Consider the following 19,056-nt stretch of genomic DNA (forward strand, 5'->3'; position numbering starts at 1 on the left):
ATAAAAATGACAAACACAATAACTCCCCCCAACAGTGCATCTAAAAAGATGCCTTTATGGTTAAAAATACTCGTAGGCATGATTGCCGGTATTATTGCAGGTTCTTTACTAGGAACCGATGCAGAATTACTTAAACCGATAGGATCACTATTTATCAGTGCGATAAAAATGTTGATAGTTCCTCTTATCTTCTGTTCATTAATTGTAGGTGTTACCTCGATACAAGACACTTCAAAAATGAGTCGTATAGGCATAAAGTCAATGGCTATATATCTTTGTACTACAGCGGTAGCCATTTCTATTGGTCTAGCACTTGGAACTTTTTTCGAACCAGGTGCAGGCTTAAATATGGTAGCAACTACAGTTACTGAGGCAAAAACGGCTCCAAGTATAATTGATACATTAGTTGGTTTGGTTCCTAAAAATCCAGTAGGAGCATTAGCAGCAGGTAATATTCTACAAATTATTGTATTTGCGCTTGGTTTAGGTATAGCACTAAACTTATCAGGCGAAAAAGCTAAGCCAGCCATTAAAGTTTTCGAAAGCTTAGCTGAAGCAATGTATAAGATGACTGAACTTGTTATGAAATTTGCTCCTTACGGTGTTTTTGCATTAATGGCATGGGTATCTGGTAAGTACGGCTTAGATATTCTATTACCATTAATTAAAGTTATTGCGCTAGTTTATATTGGCTCTATCCTCCATGTATTATTCTTAGGTGGTGGCTTAGTTGGCCTAATGGCTAAACTTAACCCTACACGTTTTTATAAAGGCATAATTGAAGCACAAATCATTGCATTTACCACCACAAGTAGCTCAGGAACATTACCCGCTAGTATAAAGTGTGCAACTCAAAACTTGGGTGTATCACGTAGTATTTCAAGCTTTGTTTTACCTATGGGCGCTACCATCAACATGGACGGTACTGCACTTTACCAAGGCGTATTAGCACTATTTATTGCTCAAGCTTTTGGTGTTGACCTATCAACCGCTGATTACTTAACAATTATTGCTACAGCAACATTAGCTTCTATTGGTACTGCAGGTGTACCAGGTGCAGGACTTATCATGTTATCACTTGTTCTTAGTACCGTAGGTTTACCGCTTGAAGGGATTGCTATTGTAGCCGGTATTGACCGTATTCTCGATATGGCTCGCACTACTGTAAACGTAACAGGTGACATCATGGTTACCTTGTTAATAGGCAAGAGTGAAAATGAACTTGATCTAGATATATACAACGGTACAGGGACTAATAAGCCTCCCCTAGAGACTAAGTAATTAAAACTAACTTACAACTTAATAATTAAAAAAATAACTATAATAATAGGAACAACATAATGTTAAATAAATCCTTATATTTGTCGTTAGTGTCAGCTGCACTAGCAACAATTAGCCCAGCACAAGCAGATGTTTCAGTTAACGGTGTTGATGCAGTTAAGCTTTTTGGTGATATGCGATTACGCTTTGAACGTACTGATGGCGACACTATTGATACAACAAGTCGTGCGCGTTTACGCGCTCGTTTTGGAATTAAATATGCGGTTAATGATGATTGGTCTGCAGTAATGCGCTTTAGAACAACATCAAGTGCACATGATTCAACTCACCAAACGTTTGGCATTACAGATACTAGTGACAATGACGACTTCGGTCTTGATAAAGCGTACATGACATACAAAGGTATAGAAAATGCAACAATAGTTATTGGTAAAGCATCACCTGTATTTATGCACTCTTCAGAATTATTATTCCGAGATGATATTGCGCTTGAAGGTATCCAAGGAAGTTGGAGTAATAATGGATTTAGCGTTAATGCTGGCCACATTATTCTTGAAGAAAACAAAGATAATGGTGATGGTAAACGAGATGCTAGCTGGCAACAGTTACAAGGTGTTTATGAGGGTAAAATTAACAACGTTAAATACAAATTAGGCCTAGGTAAGTTATTTGTATCAGCTTCAGATAGTGCCTATTCTAGCGCAGAATCAGGACTTCATGCAGATCAAGCTGGCGATGTTATGACAATGAATGCTGACTTTAGAATGGGAGCTTTTCGTTTAGCTGCCGATTATTACACCAGCGATGCCGATAGTGAAGATACAGCTTATACAGTACACGCTCGATACCAAATGAATGATGTGATCGGTATGCGTTTCTATGTGATCCATACCGAAGCTTATGCCCTACCAATGAATGGGGCGTTTACACAAACAAATACTCCGGGTTCATACACCAACATTAAAGGCACTCGTTTACAGTTCGATTATAAAGTAGCGGACAATCTCAATGCTGACTTAAGATGGTATAGTGTTGATAATATTAACGAAAGCCTTCCAACCAACAACGCTGGTCGTGACCGCTTTCAAGTTAATTTAAATATGAAATTCTAACAATTATTCTATAATGCATAAATTAAAGCGACATAAAGGTTTATAAATGTCGCTTTACACCATTCAAAGCTAACGCATCTACTTTACTAATACTCAAAACATTATAATTTAGTACTCACTCACTTTATAACATAGTAATATTATTAAACTTATGATTTTTATTCATCGATTATTAAGCTTTTCTCAAAAGAACAAAAGCTACCTGAATCAAAAGGAATAACCACATTGTTTTCATACCGCCAAGCGCTATATCATCTTATTGATATCATACTAAAGAGCCTGATGATATGTAGTATTGGGGGATTTTTCGTATATGCTGATGAACAACCGATTAAAACAATTATTATTGGTGGCGATTATAGTTATCCGCCCTACGAGTTTGTTGATAAAGATGGTAAAAGCACTGGCTACAATGTCGAGTTAAGCCAAGAAATTGCCGAAGTAATGAACCTAAAGATAAAAATAAAGCTCGGTAAATGGTCAGATATTAGAGCACGATTCGATGAAGGTGAAATTGATATTATGCAAGGAATGTCTGCCACTAAAGAACGTGTAAACCTTTATGAATTTAGCCCTCATACTTTTGTTAATCAATCAATCTTTTCTCGCGATAATAGCTCAAATATTAATTCACTTAATGATTTAGAAAATCATGAAGTTATTGTGCAGCACAACGGCTCAGTTTATGACATGCTCAATAATTTAAACGTAAATATTAAAATCATTTCAGTTGAAAGTCACGCCGACGCTTTACGCTTATTATCTTCAGGTAAACATGACTATGCGATGGTATCTAACCTTCCTGGGCTCTACATTGTTCGAGAACTTGGCCTATCAAATATAAAACCAATATTTAATATCGAAGGGATAAGTAAATACGGCTACGCAGTGAAAAAAGGAGATGAGGTATTACTTTCACAATTCGCTCAAGGGTTAGCCATTTTAAAAAATACGGGCCGGCAACAAGCACTATACGATAAATGGTTTGGTGTTTCACAACGAACAGCTTGGTCAGAGTTTGGGTTAATTGCCGCGGCTATTGCCGTAATGCTGCTATTTATAAGTACTGCCGTTGTTATTTGGAATAAAGCGCTACGTAAAAAAGTTGAAAGCAGAACCCAAGAACTCAAAGCTCAGCAACTACAGTTATTACACGCCGATAAAATGACATCCTTAGGGGTTTTAGTCTCTGGTGTTGCCCATGAAATCAATAACCCTTGCAGTATTCTAACGCTCAATTTTCCATTTATAAAAGAGGTGTTTGAGCAGATTTCTGAAATTTTAGACGAGTACGAAACAGATGATCTCACCATTGCAGGTGTAAAATACAATAGACTAAAAGAAGTACTCCCAGAAACACTAGAAGACATGCATTTAGCCAGCGGTAAAATCCGAGGGATTGTAGAAGATTTAAAACATTTTGCACTTAAAGACGACGCAACGGTTAGTTTAACCGAATCACTAGATATTAATACGTTAGTTAAAGTATCAATTCGCCTAGTGGCCAACCAAATCAAAAACTCCACAGATAGTTTTGAGGTTAACTTTAGTAATAACATCCCAAATTTTAAAGGTGCAGGACAACGAATTGAACAAGTTATTATTAATTTAATTCTTAATGCCTGCCAAGCATTAACCAATAAAACTCAAAAAATCATCGTAACAACTTATTTTGATATAAAACGACAGCATGTGGTATTAACTGTTACTGACCACGGGGTTGGTATAAAAGAAAGTGATTTAAATAAATTAACAGATCCTTTTTATACCAGCAAACGTAAACAAGGAGGTACAGGTTTAGGCTTATCGATTTCTGCAGGGATCATAAGAGATCACCAAGGAATATTAAATTTTAGCTCCACGGAAGGTAAACACACTAAAGTAAAATTATCACTGCCATTATCCCATCAAAAGAGTAAGTTATGAGCACGAATCTATATCCTAATTTTCAAGTATTAATTTGTGACGATGATACTAGTTTTTTACGTAGCATATCTTTCGCCATAGAGCGCTACAGCGGGATCAATAATATTATCCAATGCAGTGATAGTCGAGAAGTACTGACTCATTTAAATACTGGTAACATTAGAGTAGTTTTACTTGATTTAAATATGCCACATATAACCGGAGATGAGCTACTTCCTCAAATCATTGAACTACATCCACATGTTTCAGTGATTATTATTAGTGGTATCAATCAAGTAAAATCAGCAGTGCAATGCATTAAATTAGGGGCCTATGATTATCATATAAAAACTGAAGAACCAGAACGTTTAAGTAGTAGTATTCTTCGTGTAATTAGGTTTCAAGAGTTAAGTATAGAAAATAACGCTATGCGTGGCTGTTTACTTAACAATCAAAAAGATTTACACCCTGCTTTTGCAAAAATAATTAGTATTAATAAACAAATGATCTCCATATTCCAATATATTGAATCACTTTCTAATAGCCGACAACCTATACTCATCACGGGAGAAAGTGGGGTGGGTAAAGAGTTAATTGCACAAGCAATTCATCAGACAAGTGGTTGTAGTGGAGAGTTGGTATGTGTAAATGTTGCAGGGTTAGACGACCACTTATTTTCAGACACTTTATTCGGCCATAAACGAGGTGCATTTACAGGCGCGGAACAAGCAAGAAAAGGAATGATTGAACGAGCTTCTGACGGCACGTTATTTCTCGATGAAATTGGCGATTTAAGTTTAGCTTCTCAAGTTAAATTATTGCGTTTATTACAAGAAAACGAATATTACCCCGTAGGAAGTGATACACCAAGACGTACCAATGCACGGATAATTTCAGCAACTCATCAAAATCTTCACATAAAAAAAGAACAAGGGCTATTTCGTAACGATTTATTTTACCGCCTTAAGATCCATCATGTTGATATTCCCCCACTTAGACAACGTAAAGAAGATATCAGACTCCTACTTGAACATTTTTTAACTCAAGCAGCTAACGAATTCAATAAAACTGTTGCTACTATACCCAAAGAGCTCATTCTGTTATTAGAAAATTATGTCTTTCCGGGTAATATTAGAGAGTTACGAGCTATGGCCTTTGATGCAATGAGCACGCACCAATCGGGGGTTTTATCGATGAAAACATTTAAAGTAGTTATTGATTCAATACCAGAGGCTGATAAATTAACTCAACCCGAGTCATTTTTTGTTACCTCATCAACGTTACCTACTCTTAAACATTCAGCCGAATTATTAGTTGATGAGGCAATGAAGCGATCTAATGGAAATCAATCATTAGCAGCACGGTTACTTGGAATATCTCAGCCCGCTCTCAGTAAAAGATTAAAAAAAACATTAGATAATTAATATCAATCGCAATAACACATTGATCATTTAATCATTAGAATAACTAGGGGCTGTTGAACTTTCATGTTTAAATTTCGTTCGAATTAAATGTTTATTGCTCGCGGCGCAAGGTATGTAACATAGTTGTTCTATATAAATTCCTTAACAATGAGCTGAAGTATTTAAATGGATCCGTAGGACTGCATTTATTAGCCATTTCTACGACGTTATAGCCTATTAGAGTATAATAACGGTGAAACATATGATTTGCCTTGTATAACAGACTAATACACTGCTGAAAAAACATTCAGAAAAGTTCAACAGCCCCTAGTTAACCTGAACTCGGCTTAACAAATTCTTCTCTAGCAGCTATTTTTCCTAATTTATGCGTTAAATTTACTTGCAATAGACCAACTATTGACGCGAAATTTGCCTTGAATTAAGAAAAAATATCAAGCTAGAGGAACAATAAAACTATTTTTTTTCTTATATTTCATTTTGTTAAGCATCTCTTAAACCAAGTTCAGGTTAGTTATTTGAATGCCTCGCCTACAGGGAGTAGGTGCTTAGGTTCAGTCTAGAACGATGAACCTGTGTATTTGACCATTTATTCTTCGTATAAAATAGGTAAATTCATTAATGTGTTTGGTATAATACGAACAGAAATAACAATATTAAAAAGCACCAAAAGGTGCTTTTTAATAAAATAGAACAATACATCAAATAAACTTAAGCTTTTACGGCTTTCTTAGCTTTAGGCTTCGCTTTAGCCTTTACGGCTTTCTTTTTAGCTTCTTCAACCCATTTATTATCAATGTACTTTGCCGTCCACCCTGTTGCTTTACCGTCAACTTCAGTCATAACATACTGCTCTTTAGTTTTACGGCTAAATCGAACAACAGCTAAATTCCCATCAGGGTCTTTGACTGGAGCATCAGCTAAATAATAAAATTTAGATGATATTCTATCTCTGAACCTCAGAAGCTCTTCTACTTTAGGCGCTCTAGTTTCACGTGATTTAGGAAAAGTATTCGCGGCTAAAAATATTCCAGCAGCGCCATCTCTTAGAACAAAATGTGCATCAGATTTTTCACAAGGTAACTCAGGTAATTGTACTGGGTCTTCTTTCGGCGGCGCAGCTTCACCGCTTGCTAAAAGCTTACGTGTATTTTTACATTCGCTATTTGTACAATCAAAGTACTTACCAAATCGACCTGATTTGAGTTCCATCTCAGATTCACAACGATCACATTCTAAAATAGGCCCTTCATAGCCTTTTATTTTAAATTCGCCCTTTTCAACTTCAATACCATCACATACTGGGTTATTACCACAGACATGTAATTTTCGAGTTTCATCGATAAGATAACTGTCCATTGCTGTATTACATTTTTTACAGCGATGCATAGCTCTTAGCGCTTCAGTTTCTTGATCTTCAGCTAAAACACTTACGGCTTCTTCACCCGGAGTCAGGTTCATTGTTGTTGTACAACGCTCCTTCGGAGGTAAAGCATAACCCGAACAACCTAAGAAAACTCCGGTTGAAGCGGTTCTAATCCCCATTTTACGCCCACACGTTGGACACTCAATATCAGTTAAAACAGGTTCGTTGTTTCTCATGCCACCTTCTTCTGTTGGCATGTCAGCTACACTTAACTGTTTAGTGAAGTTACTATAAAAATTATTTAGAACATCTTTCCAATTCGCTTTACCACCTGCAACCTCATCAAGCTCTTGTTCCATATTTGCAGTGAAGTCATAACTCATTAGGTTAACAAAACTTTCAGATAAACTGTCGGTAACGATTTCACCCATTTTTTCAGCATAGAAACGTTTTTTATCTAAACGCACATAACCACGATCTTGAATAGTAGAAATAATCGATGCATAAGTAGAGGGTCGGCCAATAGAACGTTTTTCTAATTCTTTAACCAGTGAAGCTTCACCAAAACGTGCTGGTGGTTTAGTAAAATGCTGAGAAGGATTAAGCTGTTCAAGCGTTAGCACTTCACCTACCGATAAATCAGGTAAATGTTTATCATCACCTTTAGACAACTGAGGGTGAACACGTGTCCAACCATCAAATTGCATGACACGACCTTTAGCTTTCAAATCAAATCTTTCGGCACCTATAGTCAGCGTACTAACCGTATATCTTGCCGCTGTCATTTGACATGCAACAAACTGACGCCAAATTAAGTCGTAAAGTTTTTTAGCATCGGCTTCAATACCTTCCATAAAGGCAGATTCCATCTTCACATTTGATGGACGTATCGCTTCATGGGCCTCTTGTGCATTACTTTTACTACTATATAATTTCGCTTTCTCTGGTAAATAATTTTCACCAAACGTATCAGCTATGTAGCCTCTACACATTTCAACAGCATCTTTACTTAAGTTGGTCGAATCAGTACGCATATAAGTAATATGACCTGCTTCATATAAACGCTGAGCCAAGCCCATAGTACGTTTAACACCAAAACCTAATTTAGTACTTGCCGCTTGCTGTAATGTAGAGGTAATAAATGGAGCTGACGGTGTACTTTTTGACGGTTTATCTTCACGTTTATCAACCGTATAAGTCGCGTCTTTTAAAACAGATAAGGCTTTATCTGTATCTGCCTTATTTGTCGGTTTAAATGCTTTTTTATTTTCATGGGTTACATCTAGTTCAAAATCTAACCCTGTATTTGTTTTAGTATCTGCGGTAATTTCCCAAAACTCTTCAGGAACAAACGCTTTAATTTCACGTTCTTTTTCTACAACTAACTTAACCGCAACTGATTGAACGCGCCCTGCGGAAAGACCACGAGCAACTTTCTTCCACAGTAAGGGGCTTACCATAAAACCAACAACGCGGTCTAAAAATCGACGAGCTTGTTGAGCATTAACACCCGGCATACTTAATTCGCCAGGTGTTGAAAAAGCTTGCTGTATTGCGTTTTCTGTTATTTCATTAAAAACAACACGTTTAAACTTGTCATCATCACCACCAATTATCTCTTTTAAATGCCACGCGATTGCTTCTCCCTCGCGGTCCAAATCGGTTGCGAGATAGATAGTATCTGCGGTACTGGCTAATTTAGTGAGTTCAGTAACAACTTTTTCTTTACCTGGAAGTATTTGATAGTTAGCTTCCCAATCTTTATCTGGGTTAATCCCCATTCGATTAACTAAAGCTTCTTTATCTCTTTTTTCTTTATATTTAGCTTTGGCTGCTGGTGTCATTTTACGAACTTCGGCAGGAGATTTTGCAGGAACTTTTTTACCAGTACTTCCATGGGGTAAATCACGTACATGACCTACACTAGATTTTACAATAAAGTCTTTACCAAGGTATTTGTTAATTGTCTTCGCTTTGGCTGGTGATTCGACAATTACCAGAGATTTTCCCATATGATTTTACATTCCTAGTCACTAATTGAACTAAATCAATTAGATATTATATAGAGTTTAAACTGTTCAATAATTAGGCGAGCAACCAATATATGAGAACAATTCACAATAAAATTGATGATTTAAGTGCTATTTACTATTAGATATATCTGCAATTATACAAAGTAACAAGCAAATATTTTGATTATATTCGCCTGCATTAATGCTTTTAGCTATAATGCTTGAGTAATTTCTGGCGTAATCATAATCGACTTTTATAAAAAAAATAAGGGCAAATGAAAATAATCATTAATTAATTTTCTTTTACAGCCCTTAAAAAACAATGAACCGCTGCATTCCTCCATAATTATTACTTTTATATATTTATCATTAACACAACATAGTGAGATCTCACATGACCACATCATGGCTAAATTTAAAAAATAAATTTACGCATTGTTTATGTCCTCCAGGAAACGGAGTTTTTACAGTAAACACGGCTAAAGAAAGAAAAGAAAAGCTACATCAATCACTTTTTGGACAAACTGAAAATATTGAACAACTATGGGCATCATCTTTAGATAATTTACCTTCTTCATCTAACGCTGTTATTTTAGGTATAGCTTCAGATTGTGGTGGCGGCATATTAAGGGGAGCAAATTGGGGACCTTTATTTGTTCGTTCAACGTTATTAGAACAATACAGTGGATTAAGTGCTTATGATTTAGGTGATGTGAGAGTTATTCCGCACTTATTACACGATAAGTACTTAAATGAGGCCACCATTTCAAATTGCCGAAAAGCATTATATAAAGATGAAAACAGTGAATATCCTGTTAGCCCTTTAACAATAACAGAAGATGTATTACACGATTTTTATGCTGAATTTCCTAAAAAAGGGATATTTGGTATTGGTGGCGATCATTCAGTGAGTTATCCGCTCACTAAAGCCTATTTACAAGCTAAAAAGAAACAAGGTATACGTGCTGCAATAATTCATTTTGATGCCCACACAGACCTATTAGTGGAACGCTTAGGGATAGATCTCTGTTTTGGCTCATGGTGTACACACATACTTGACGATTTACATGACCATAGTCATTTAATTCAAGTGGGCATTCGCTCAAGTGGAAAACCAAAGTCTCATTGGGAAAATACCTTTGGCGTAAAACAACATTGGTCTCATGAAATAAAAGAAAATGGTGTTGAAAGTATCATTGAAAATATTTTAAAACAGCTAAAAGATGAAAACATTGATGAGTTATACGTAAGTTTTGATATTGACGCACTTGATGCATCAATTGCATCAGCTACAGGCACTCCTGAACCTGATGGCATGGATATGAAAGATACAATGCTGATACTACGTTCATTAGGTCAAAAGTATCCGATTACTGGTGCTGACATGATGGAAATAGCTCCATTTACCGATAGCTCAGGTTTAGGTGAAGAAAGCAGAAACAAAACATTAACAGCCTGTGCTGAGATATCTGCATTTTTGATTGAAGAGATGTCGAAAACCTAATTTATAACTTTTTAAGGCTATATTTAGAACAATAAAAAAGCTCCTTGAGGAGCTTTTTTATTCATCCCTATTTTATCTTAATTAGCAGTATTACAATTATTTACATAGCCAAAGGGGCTATTTAAACCAATACCAGCAGTAGGCGGAGTAACATCTTCATCCAGAATATCTTCAGCCGATGTCGATAATGTAAATGTTGTCTTAGTTTGGCTTTCGGTGCCATTAACTTTCGCTGAAACAATTAAGTCTATATCAGCCCAACTACCACTACTTTGAGGATATCGAATATCAATAATGGCTTTACCTTGATCATCAGTTACAATGTTACCTAAAGCACCAACTACATTACCAGGAGTTAATGCCCCGTTACCATTAGTATCTTCCCCTGCATCCAATATACCATTAATATTTCCATCTTCATTGGCGCATGCAAAACTTCCATCATAACCTGTTAAATTTCCATCAACATCAAAAGTCAAATTACTCGCAGTAATCCAGCGTACAAAAGTTCCACCTATATCATAAAGTCTTATCCAACTACCTTTATAATAAGTTTTAGGAACAGCAGATACAGTCAATTCAACATTTTCAACAGGAGTAGAATCAACATCTGTAACAAATACACTAAACTGCTTGTTATAATTGGTAATATCTATTTCTTCAATGGTATTCCCCGTACCTAAAGTAATGAATAACTCTCTATCAGCTACTGTTAATGTAACCGTATCACTTACATTGGTTGTACCTATTGTATCCCTTACAACTGCTTTAATAGAAACAGCGTTTTGAGCTGATACTGCATTTGATGTATACACTGTAGAAGCATTACCGTTACTATCGGTTGTTGCACTAGCAGGAAAAATTGAACCGCCGTTAGTATCAGTTAGAGTAAAATCAATTTGCTTATTTTTAACCAAATTACCTGTAGGATCTTTAACTACGACTGAAATTGTAGATTTTTGCCCATTAGGTCCAATTGAATTTGGTGAAGCTTGTGCTACTACTCTTTCAGCTGTTTCGGCAACAAATTCAAACTCTAATTGATTATTTAAAGCAATATCACCATCGACCCCACTAAAGGTGACTAACGATTTACCTGCATTATTAGAAGTTAAGGTTGTTGATACTTTACCGTCAACAGTTGTTGCTGAGGTTGAAGACAAGTCACCTCTTGTTGCGGTAAAGCTAACTAGAGTACCATCAGGAACTAAGACACCATTTCGAGACCATGTTAATGTTAATGTCGCTGTTTTTGATAGCAACACATCAGGGATCGCACTTAAGTCTTGAGTGCTTAAGTTAATATTTGTACCGTTACCATCATTAAATGAAGAGAACAAAAAGGAATCAGCTTGAACGGCTACATTTTGAGTTGCTATAGCACCTAAAGCACTTGCTACAATGCTATTAACTCCTCCTGTTGTACCAACAACGGAAACTGTTGCCTGACCAGTAAAGTCAGTTGTTACAGATTCCGGAATTGTAATCCCTGCAGCTGTACTTCCATTTGAACTATTACTCGTTGATAACATAACTAAAGTATTAGCAATTCCCTTACCATCGGAATCAAGTACTCTTACAATAAAGTTATTTGAATCGTTAATAGCTAAAGAAGAAGATCCAGTTAGCTGGATACTAGTTCCTACAACTTGAACATCAACAGAGTCAGAAAATTGTGCCGTTGTTGCTGTAGTATGTATAATACGATTAGTCGGTTCATTACTTGTTTTTAGCGTTGCTGTTGCCTTACCATCAGCGCCTGTCAATGCTTTAACGACTTCAATCTGTCCAGAAGTTGCAGCAAATGTTACTAGTACATTTTCTAATAAGTTATTGTTCGCATCTTTTGCTATAGCTGAAAGAGTAACCTCTTGTGCACCACTCGATGCAATTTGTTGGCTACTTGCAAATAAAGAGATATTAGATACATCAGGTGTTGTACCTGTATTAGCGTCACCAGCACTATTAAAAGAAAGTGTTGCAATAACCTCTTCATCTACAGCTAAAATTGTCGCACTAACTTGCCCTGCACCAGCTGTTCCACCGGCATTAAGTGTCATAGTAGCAATCCCATCAGCGTCGGTTACACTAGTACCGAAGGTAGGAGTAAAATTAGCTAAAACGTCTGCGCCCTCGCTTAATGTAAAAGTAACAAGTACATTTTGCTCTGGTTCACCATTTTTTAGAACCGTAGCATTAATAGTTGCGGGGCTGGCATCTGATATATTTTGATCTGATATAGTCAAAGACATTGTAATAACATCTTTATCCTCTGGGTCTTCTGGATCTGGAGTTGTAGTTCCAAACCCCCCTTCACCACCTCCACAGGCCACTAACGTAAAAAGTAGTATGATTAAACTAAAGCGTTGAAGTAGCGCCATAAAAAGCATCTCCCTGGTAAATTTTTATTATCAACTTTGCCATCTTAACTGAAAAATCACAAAAAGGTCACTACCTTATTAAAAAAACTGACAATTGTTGCCTTTTTAATAATAACTTTTACTGTTAATCTTACAAATTAAACTCTAAATATAAGAAGTAATTCTAAATTATGACAAATAAACCTTCTTCAAGCCTTACTACACGCATCGTTATTGCAATGGTTGCCGGTATTTCAGTGGGCGCGTTCTTGCAGTGGTTAATGCCTGATCAATCAGACGTAGTTGTTCCTCTTTATTTGTTTGACCTATCCATTAGAGGAGTATTGGTTGACGGAGTATTTGAAGTGGTTGGCAAAATATTTGTTGCCAGCTTACAAATGCTTGTGGTTCCTTTAGTCTTTGTTTCACTTATTTGTGGTACATGCTCACTAAAAGATACAACAAAACTGGGTCGAATTGGTGGTAAAGCCATCGCGTTGTATTTAATAACTACAGCCGTTGCTATTAGTTTTGCTATGTCGTTAGCTTTATTTATAAACCCAGGTGAAGGCGTTAACATGGTGGCTAACACAACATTTGAGAGTCGAGAAGCGCCATCACTTGCTCAAGTACTCATTCAAATGTTTCCAAGCAATCCTTTTGAAGCTTTTGCTCAAGGTAATATGCTACAAGTTATCGTATTTGCATTACTTTTTGGTATTTCCATTGCATTATCGGGTAAAGCAGGTGAAAGAGTAGCAAGTCTATTTGAAGACTTCAGTGTCGTTATAATGCGCTTAGTTACCGTATTAATGAACATTGCACCATACGGTGTTTTCTGTTTATTAGCCGGATTGTTTACTGACGTTTCAATAGAAACCTTTGGTAATTTAATTAAATACTTCTTAGTGGTTTTTGTTGCTTTAATTTTACACGCGACGGTAACCTACCCTGTTTTACTGAAATTATTAACGGGATTAAATCCGCTTATTTTCTTAAGAAAAATGCGTAATACAGCTATTTTTGCTTTTTCAACATCAAGCAGTAATGCAACGCTTCCTATTACCATGGAAACTGTTACTAAGAAGATGGGCGTTAAAAACTCTATCGCTTCTTTTACTGTGCCTTTAGGGGCAACAATAAATATGGATGGCACGGCTATTATGCAAGGTGTGGCCACAGTATTTATTGCACAAGTCTTTAATGTAGATTTAACCCTTTCTGATTATTTGATGGTTATTCTTACCGCAACATTAGCGTCTATAGGCACAGCTGGCGTACCAGGTGTAGGATTAATTATGCTTGCCATGGTACTTGATCAAGTCGGTTTACCTGTTGAAGGTATTGGCTTAATTATAGGTGTTGATAGATTATTAGATATGACTAGAACAGCTGTAAATGTTACAGGTGATAGCATGGTTACTTTAATTGTAGGTAAATCTGAAAATCAATTTGATGAAGAGGTATATAAAGATCTTAATGCAGGTCAACAAATTGAGGATATTGATTTTAGTGATTTAAAACATAATTAATCTACATTTTAATAAACCGATACTTATCAGCTACGACAACTATTATACAAATAAAAAGGGAGATAACTTAATTAAGTTATCTCCCTTTCTTTTAAAGATATTTTTACAGCGTTTATTCGTTAATACCCAATAATTCAACTTCAAATATTAGAGTAGAAGCAGGTGTTATTTTTCCTGCGGAGCGGTCGCCGTAAGCTAAATATGATGGTATAAAGAATTTAAATTTATCACCTACTACCATTAACTGAACACCTTCAGTCCAACCTTTTATCACTTGATTTAAACCAAAGCTTATTGGTTGATTACGATCTACAGAGCTGTCAAATACTGTCCCATTTAGTAAAGTGCCATGATAGTGTACTTTTACTTTGTCAGAACTTTTGGGGTGTATAGTACCCTCACCTTTGTTTAATACTAAGTATTGTAAACCAGAGTCTGTTTCAATAACGCCTTCTACATTTCTATTATTATTTAAAAAAGTCTCGCCTTCTTGCTTATTTAAACTCGCAGCTTCTTTATTGGTATTAGAGCGAAAATAAAGTAAAACAACAATCACTAGAATAACAACAACTACAATAACTTTACCCATAATTTAATATTTACCTTTAATGTATTTTTTGAAATTTTATCTATATAAATCTGATATATAACGTTTAGCTGAATCGCTCCATAAAAGTCGTGTTTTACTCGCGTTATCCGATATTTCTTTATATTTTTTAGGCTCTTTAAGACATAAAAATAATGTGTTTTTAAAGCAACTAATCATATTCGTTGCTTGGTTAAACTGTGTATCACCATCAAATAAAAAACCATTTTCATGATCTTTTATTGTATCGGTTAAACCGCCTACACTATGAGCGATACAAGGTTGCCCCGCACGCATAGATAACATTTGGCTAATACCACATGGCTCAAAAGAGCTTGGCATCATAAACAAATCGCCCATGTTATAAATAGCTTCAGATAAGGTTTCAGAATAGCCTTTTAAAAAGATGAAGTTTGAATTTCTCCCTGCGGTTTTAGTTAAAAACTGCTCAAACCCAGCATCACCACTGCCTAATAAAAGAAAAATTCCTTTATCGCCTAATTCGTTCAATATGTGCTGTAATGCTGATTGACCATCTGCCATTTGCTGTTGTAACAATAATACTTTTTGATTGGTAATTCGACCAACAGACGTCATGATGAAAGGACGTTTAGCTATTTTTTTAGAGGTTAACTTGCCTAATCTTGTCGATGCAATTAAATGAGCACTCGCTAAAACAGCTTGGTTACCTGCCCACTTTAGGACCTCATTTTCGCATAAAGAAAAGAAGTGATTTAATGATAACGGTTTACGCTTCGAGTCATCGTATTCACAACCATTTAAAATACCAAACAGACGGTTTTCATTCGAAGCTCTTTGCAAATCATTTTCTAGTCCTTCACCACCAAAAAAACCTTGTTCATAGTTACTTGGTTTAACAATTTCTTTCGTATAATTAGGTGATACCGCATGAACTTTATCGCATAAATTAATAGCAGCCCTCATAGGGTTAAAGCAGTGAAGGTAGTTAGGGTCATTAATCACATTTACATCATAATTTAAATGTGGAAACCAAGTTTGCAACGAAGATTCATCATTCGATAACGGGCGAATACCTTGTAATGCAAGGTTGTGAATCGTGTAGGTTGTTCTTATATGTTTTAAATCTTGATATTGAGGATCGTACGCTCGTAAAACAGATAAAACAGCCGTATGCCAATCATGTAGGTGTAATACATCTACATGCCCAAAGATATGATCTATTATTGCCTGCCCTACCGCAGCATTAAATAAAGCAAATTTAGTTGCATCGGTAGCGAAAGGTCGATTATTAGGATCATCACAATAAACACTTCCAACACCGCAACTTGAAAATAAAGGGTGATGAGCTATCCATTGAGTTACGTTTTCATTACTGTTTGTAACAGCAAATTTATAAAAACTAACTTCTTGCGATTCTCCCGCAAACATCACAGTAACACTTTGTATAAATTCTGCTTTGTCTACTTCATGTAATATTCCATAATTTGGCATAACAACGTTTACTTGTTCGCCTTCGGCAGCTAATGCTTTAGGCATATCTCTTACAACATCGCCAATACCGCCAACTTTTCCGCCGGGTAATGCGTCATTTTCAGCCGACACCATTAATATATTCATGAATCACCTTTTGAAAGCAATGAATAATCACTCGCTTTTAGCCAGTGATTAAAAATTTGAATTTTATTTTAAAGAATAGAAACACATTTTAGGTTTATTTGAAATTAAATTAAAACCTAAAATGTGGCTTGTACAGGGTTTTACGTTTTTTGAATTTCAAATATTACCGTTGATAAAGGAGGTATAGAAACCTCTATATAATGATCTCTGCCATTATATTTCCCCACTTGAGATTCAATAATAGGAGTGTTCTTTACATTACTACCACCATAAATAACGTTATCTGAGTTTAAACGTTCAATATAGTGCCCTTTGTTTGGTACGCCTATTTTGTACCCCTCATAGGTTGAAGGAGTCATATTAACCATTACAAGTACTAGCGCTTCACCTTTTATGCTTTTACGTAAATAAACGAGTATTGATTCTGAAGCGTTCTCTGAAATCACCCATTCAAAACCATTACCATCACAGTCTAATTCATGTAAAGCCGGTGTCGTTTTATAAAGTGCATTCAAATCCCTTACTAAGGTTTGAACACCTTTATGTGGTTCATATTCAAGCAGATGCCAATCTAAACTTTGGTCGTGGTTCCACTCATCACGTTGTGCAAACTCACAGCCCATAAAGAGAAGTTTTTTACCTGGATGTGTCCACATAAAACCATAATATGCGCGTAAATTAGCAAATTTCTGCCAATCATCACCTGGCATTTTTTGTAATAAAGAACCTTTACCATGAACCACTTCATCATGGCTTAACGGCAATATAAAGTTTTCACTAAAACCATAAACCAGTCCAAAAGTTAGCTCATTATGATGATGTTGACGATAAATGGGATCTCTTTCCATATACTTTAAAGTATCGTTCATCCAGCCCATGTTCCACTTAAAACCAAAACCTAAGCCGTTTTCACTTACTGGTTTTGAAACACCTGGCCAAGCGGTAGATTCTTCAGCCACCATCATAATGCCAGGGTAGTTAAAGTAAGCTCTACTATTTACTTGTCTCAATAATTCGATTGCTTCTAAATTTTCTCTACCACCATGAATATTAGGTACCCACTCATCAGCTTCTCGGCTGTAATCGAGATATAACATAGAAGCAACAGCATCCACTCTCAATCCATCAATATGGAATTGATCTAACCAATAAAGCGCATTACTAATAAGGTAACTAACAACTTCTGCTCGCCCATAATTGTATATCAATGTTTTCCAATCAGGATGAAAGCCTTTACGTAAGTCTTCATGTTCGTAAAGACTACTTCCATCAAACTTTCCTAAACCATGCATATCTGTTGGAAAATGCCCTGGCACCCAATCAAGCAATACGGCAATATTTTGTTTATGACAACAATCAACAAAGTATTTAAAGTCTTCAGGTGAGCCAAATCGACAAGTAGGAGAAAACATTCCAATAGGTTGATACCCCCAAGAACCATCAAAAGGATATTCACTTACAGGCATCATTTGTATATGAGTAAATCCCATATAAGCAACGTAAGGTACTAATTGCTCCGCTAAATCTCGATAAGTTAAATATTCGTTATATTCACCACCAGTGCGTCGCCAAGAACCTAAATGAACTTCATAAATAGAAACAGGACCATGGTATTGATCAATATCCGTGGATCTTTTTTCCATCCACTCGTTATCTTTCCATTGATAAAGGCTTTTATTCACTGTTACCGAAGCATTCTGTGGTGCATGCTGCATTTGAAACGCATAAGGATCAGCTTTTAAAGGTAAAACTTCTCCAAATTTACCTACAATCTCATATTTATAATTAACATCGCCTTTAACACTTGGGATAAAAATATCCCATACTCCGCCACCGGGATGCTTGCGCATGACGTGACAACGGCCATCCCAAAAATTAAAGTCGCCCACCACTGAGACTCTTTTAGCATCAGGAGCCCATACGGCAAAATTAGTACCTTCTACACCATCAACTTCTTTAGAATGAGCCCCCATCCATCGATAAGCTTGCTCATGTGTCCCTTCACCAAATAAGTAAAGATCATCATTTTCGAGTAAAGAAGGAAAACGATAAGGGTCCTCTATTAGCAACTCAGATGATTCATAGGTCACTTTAAGTTGATAATTCAAGCTATTTTCGGTGCTATCTATATAACCTTCAAATAAACCAGAATGCTCTATTATTGATAAAGAAAAAATTGTTTCTTGGCTAACTTTATTAATAACATCAACAGCTAATGCAGTAGGCAAAAAACTTCTAATGATTAATCCACTTTTATCAGGATGACGATGTATTCCTAAAACAGAAAATACATCCTCGTGCTTACCTGAAACTAAGGCGTTAATTTCTTGTTGACTCAAAATACTCAACGCTTCTTTATTCATTTAGCTTACCTCTGA

11 protein-coding genes are annotated in these 19,056 nt (G+C 36.0%); 6 read left to right on the forward strand and 5 right to left on the reverse strand.

Annotated features, from left to right (window positions below; genetic code table 11):
- Positions 1–6: 6 nt before the first annotated feature.
- From ACM9HF_RS08075 to ACM9HF_RS08090, 4 genes are all read left to right on the forward strand, one after another.
- Complete coding sequence (locus ACM9HF_RS08075; protein ID WP_473617038.1) at positions 7–1,281, forward strand: dicarboxylate/amino acid:cation symporter; 1,275 nt, start codon at positions 7–9, stop codon at positions 1,279–1,281.
- A gap of 59 nt (positions 1,282–1,340) precedes the next feature.
- Entirely contained in the window at positions 1,341–2,393 is a 1,053-nt protein-coding gene (locus ACM9HF_RS08080) for a putative porin (protein WP_473617041.1), read from the forward strand.
- 282 nt (positions 2,394–2,675) lie between these two features.
- Positions 2,676–4,319: a transporter substrate-binding domain-containing protein gene (locus tag ACM9HF_RS08085; RefSeq protein ID WP_473617047.1), complete on the forward strand. Its 1,644-nt coding sequence runs from the start codon at positions 2,676–2,678 to the stop codon at positions 4,317–4,319.
- Complete coding sequence (locus ACM9HF_RS08090) at positions 4,316–5,722, forward strand: sigma-54-dependent transcriptional regulator (protein ID WP_473617050.1); 1,407 nt, start codon at positions 4,316–4,318, stop codon at positions 5,720–5,722. The genes ACM9HF_RS08085 and ACM9HF_RS08090 overlap by 4 nt, the downstream gene beginning before the upstream one ends.
- A 708-nt stretch (positions 5,723–6,430) precedes the next feature.
- On the opposite strand, the gene topA is transcribed toward ACM9HF_RS08090, so the two are convergent.
- Positions 6,431–9,097: a type I DNA topoisomerase gene (topA, locus tag ACM9HF_RS08095; RefSeq protein ID WP_473617055.1), complete on the reverse strand. Its 2,667-nt coding sequence runs from the start codon at positions 9,095–9,097 to the stop codon at positions 6,431–6,433.
- 394 nt (positions 9,098–9,491) lie between these two features.
- Between topA and ACM9HF_RS08100 the strand changes: the two genes are divergently transcribed.
- Positions 9,492–10,601: an arginase family protein gene (locus ACM9HF_RS08100; RefSeq protein WP_473617058.1), complete on the forward strand. Its 1,110-nt coding sequence runs from the start codon at positions 9,492–9,494 to the stop codon at positions 10,599–10,601.
- A 77-nt stretch (positions 10,602–10,678) separates the two neighbouring features.
- Here the strand turns inward: ACM9HF_RS08100 and ACM9HF_RS08105 are convergent, their stop codons facing one another.
- Positions 10,679–12,982 (reverse strand): beta strand repeat-containing protein, encoded by a 2,304-nt coding sequence (locus ACM9HF_RS08105; RefSeq protein WP_473617062.1) that lies wholly within the window; start codon positions 12,980–12,982, stop codon positions 10,679–10,681.
- A gap of 170 nt (positions 12,983–13,152) precedes the next feature.
- Here ACM9HF_RS08105 and ACM9HF_RS08110 point away from each other — a divergent pair, with 170 nt between their 5' ends.
- Positions 13,153–14,493 carry a dicarboxylate/amino acid:cation symporter gene (locus ACM9HF_RS08110; RefSeq protein ID WP_473617066.1) on the forward strand — a complete coding sequence of 447 codons (1,341 nt, stop codon included), beginning with the start codon at positions 13,153–13,155 and terminating at the stop codon, positions 14,491–14,493.
- Between the two features lie 112 nt (positions 14,494–14,605).
- Here ACM9HF_RS08110 and bamJ read toward each other — a convergent pair whose 3' ends face one another.
- The 3 genes from bamJ to glgB all read right to left on the reverse strand — a co-directional run bounded on the left by bamJ (position 14,606) and on the right by glgB (position 19,041).
- Positions 14,606–15,082, reverse strand: coding sequence for a BamJ family beta-barrel-assembly machinery protein (bamJ, locus tag ACM9HF_RS08115; RefSeq protein WP_473617070.1), 477 nt, complete (start codon positions 15,080–15,082; stop codon positions 14,606–14,608).
- Between the two features lie 36 nt (positions 15,083–15,118).
- The gene (locus tag ACM9HF_RS08120; RefSeq protein WP_473617074.1) at positions 15,119–16,678 is read right to left on the reverse strand and encodes a glycogen synthase; all 1,560 of its coding nucleotides are present in this window, start codon (positions 16,676–16,678) and stop codon (positions 15,119–15,121) included.
- 140 nt (positions 16,679–16,818) lie between these two features.
- Positions 16,819–19,041 (reverse strand): 1,4-alpha-glucan branching protein GlgB, encoded by a 2,223-nt coding sequence (gene glgB / locus ACM9HF_RS08125; protein WP_473617078.1) that lies wholly within the window; start codon positions 19,039–19,041, stop codon positions 16,819–16,821.
- Positions 19,042–19,056 lie beyond the last annotated feature (15 nt).

This window comes from Colwellia sp. RE-S-Sl-9 (assembly GCF_048296855.1).
In the GTDB taxonomy this organism is placed as follows: domain Bacteria; phylum Pseudomonadota; class Gammaproteobacteria; order Enterobacterales; family Alteromonadaceae; genus Pseudocolwellia.

Coding starts and splice junctions, on each gene's coding strand:
- topA (WP_473617055.1), bottom strand. CDS start 9,097: ATGGGAAAATCTCTGGTAATTGTCGAATCACCAGCCAAAGCGAAGACA.
- ACM9HF_RS08075 (WP_473617038.1), top strand. CDS start 7: ATGACAAACACAATAACTCCCCCCAACAGTGCATCTAAAAAGATGCCT.
- ACM9HF_RS08090 (WP_473617050.1), top strand. CDS start 4,316: ATGAGCACGAATCTATATCCTAATTTTCAAGTATTAATTTGTGACGAT.
- ACM9HF_RS08110 (WP_473617066.1), top strand. CDS start 13,153: ATGACAAATAAACCTTCTTCAAGCCTTACTACACGCATCGTTATTGCA.
- ACM9HF_RS08080 (WP_473617041.1), top strand. CDS start 1,341: ATGTTAAATAAATCCTTATATTTGTCGTTAGTGTCAGCTGCACTAGCA.
- bamJ (WP_473617070.1), bottom strand. CDS start 15,082: ATGGGTAAAGTTATTGTAGTTGTTGTTATTCTAGTGATTGTTGTTTTA.
- ACM9HF_RS08120 (WP_473617074.1), bottom strand. CDS start 16,678: ATGAATATATTAATGGTGTCGGCTGAAAATGACGCATTACCCGGCGGA.
- ACM9HF_RS08085 (WP_473617047.1), top strand. CDS start 2,676: ATGATATGTAGTATTGGGGGATTTTTCGTATATGCTGATGAACAACCG.
- ACM9HF_RS08105 (WP_473617062.1), bottom strand. CDS start 12,982: ATGGCGCTACTTCAACGCTTTAGTTTAATCATACTACTTTTTACGTTA.
- glgB (WP_473617078.1), bottom strand. CDS start 19,041: ATGAATAAAGAAGCGTTGAGTATTTTGAGTCAACAAGAAATTAACGCC.
- ACM9HF_RS08100 (WP_473617058.1), top strand. CDS start 9,492: ATGACCACATCATGGCTAAATTTAAAAAATAAATTTACGCATTGTTTA.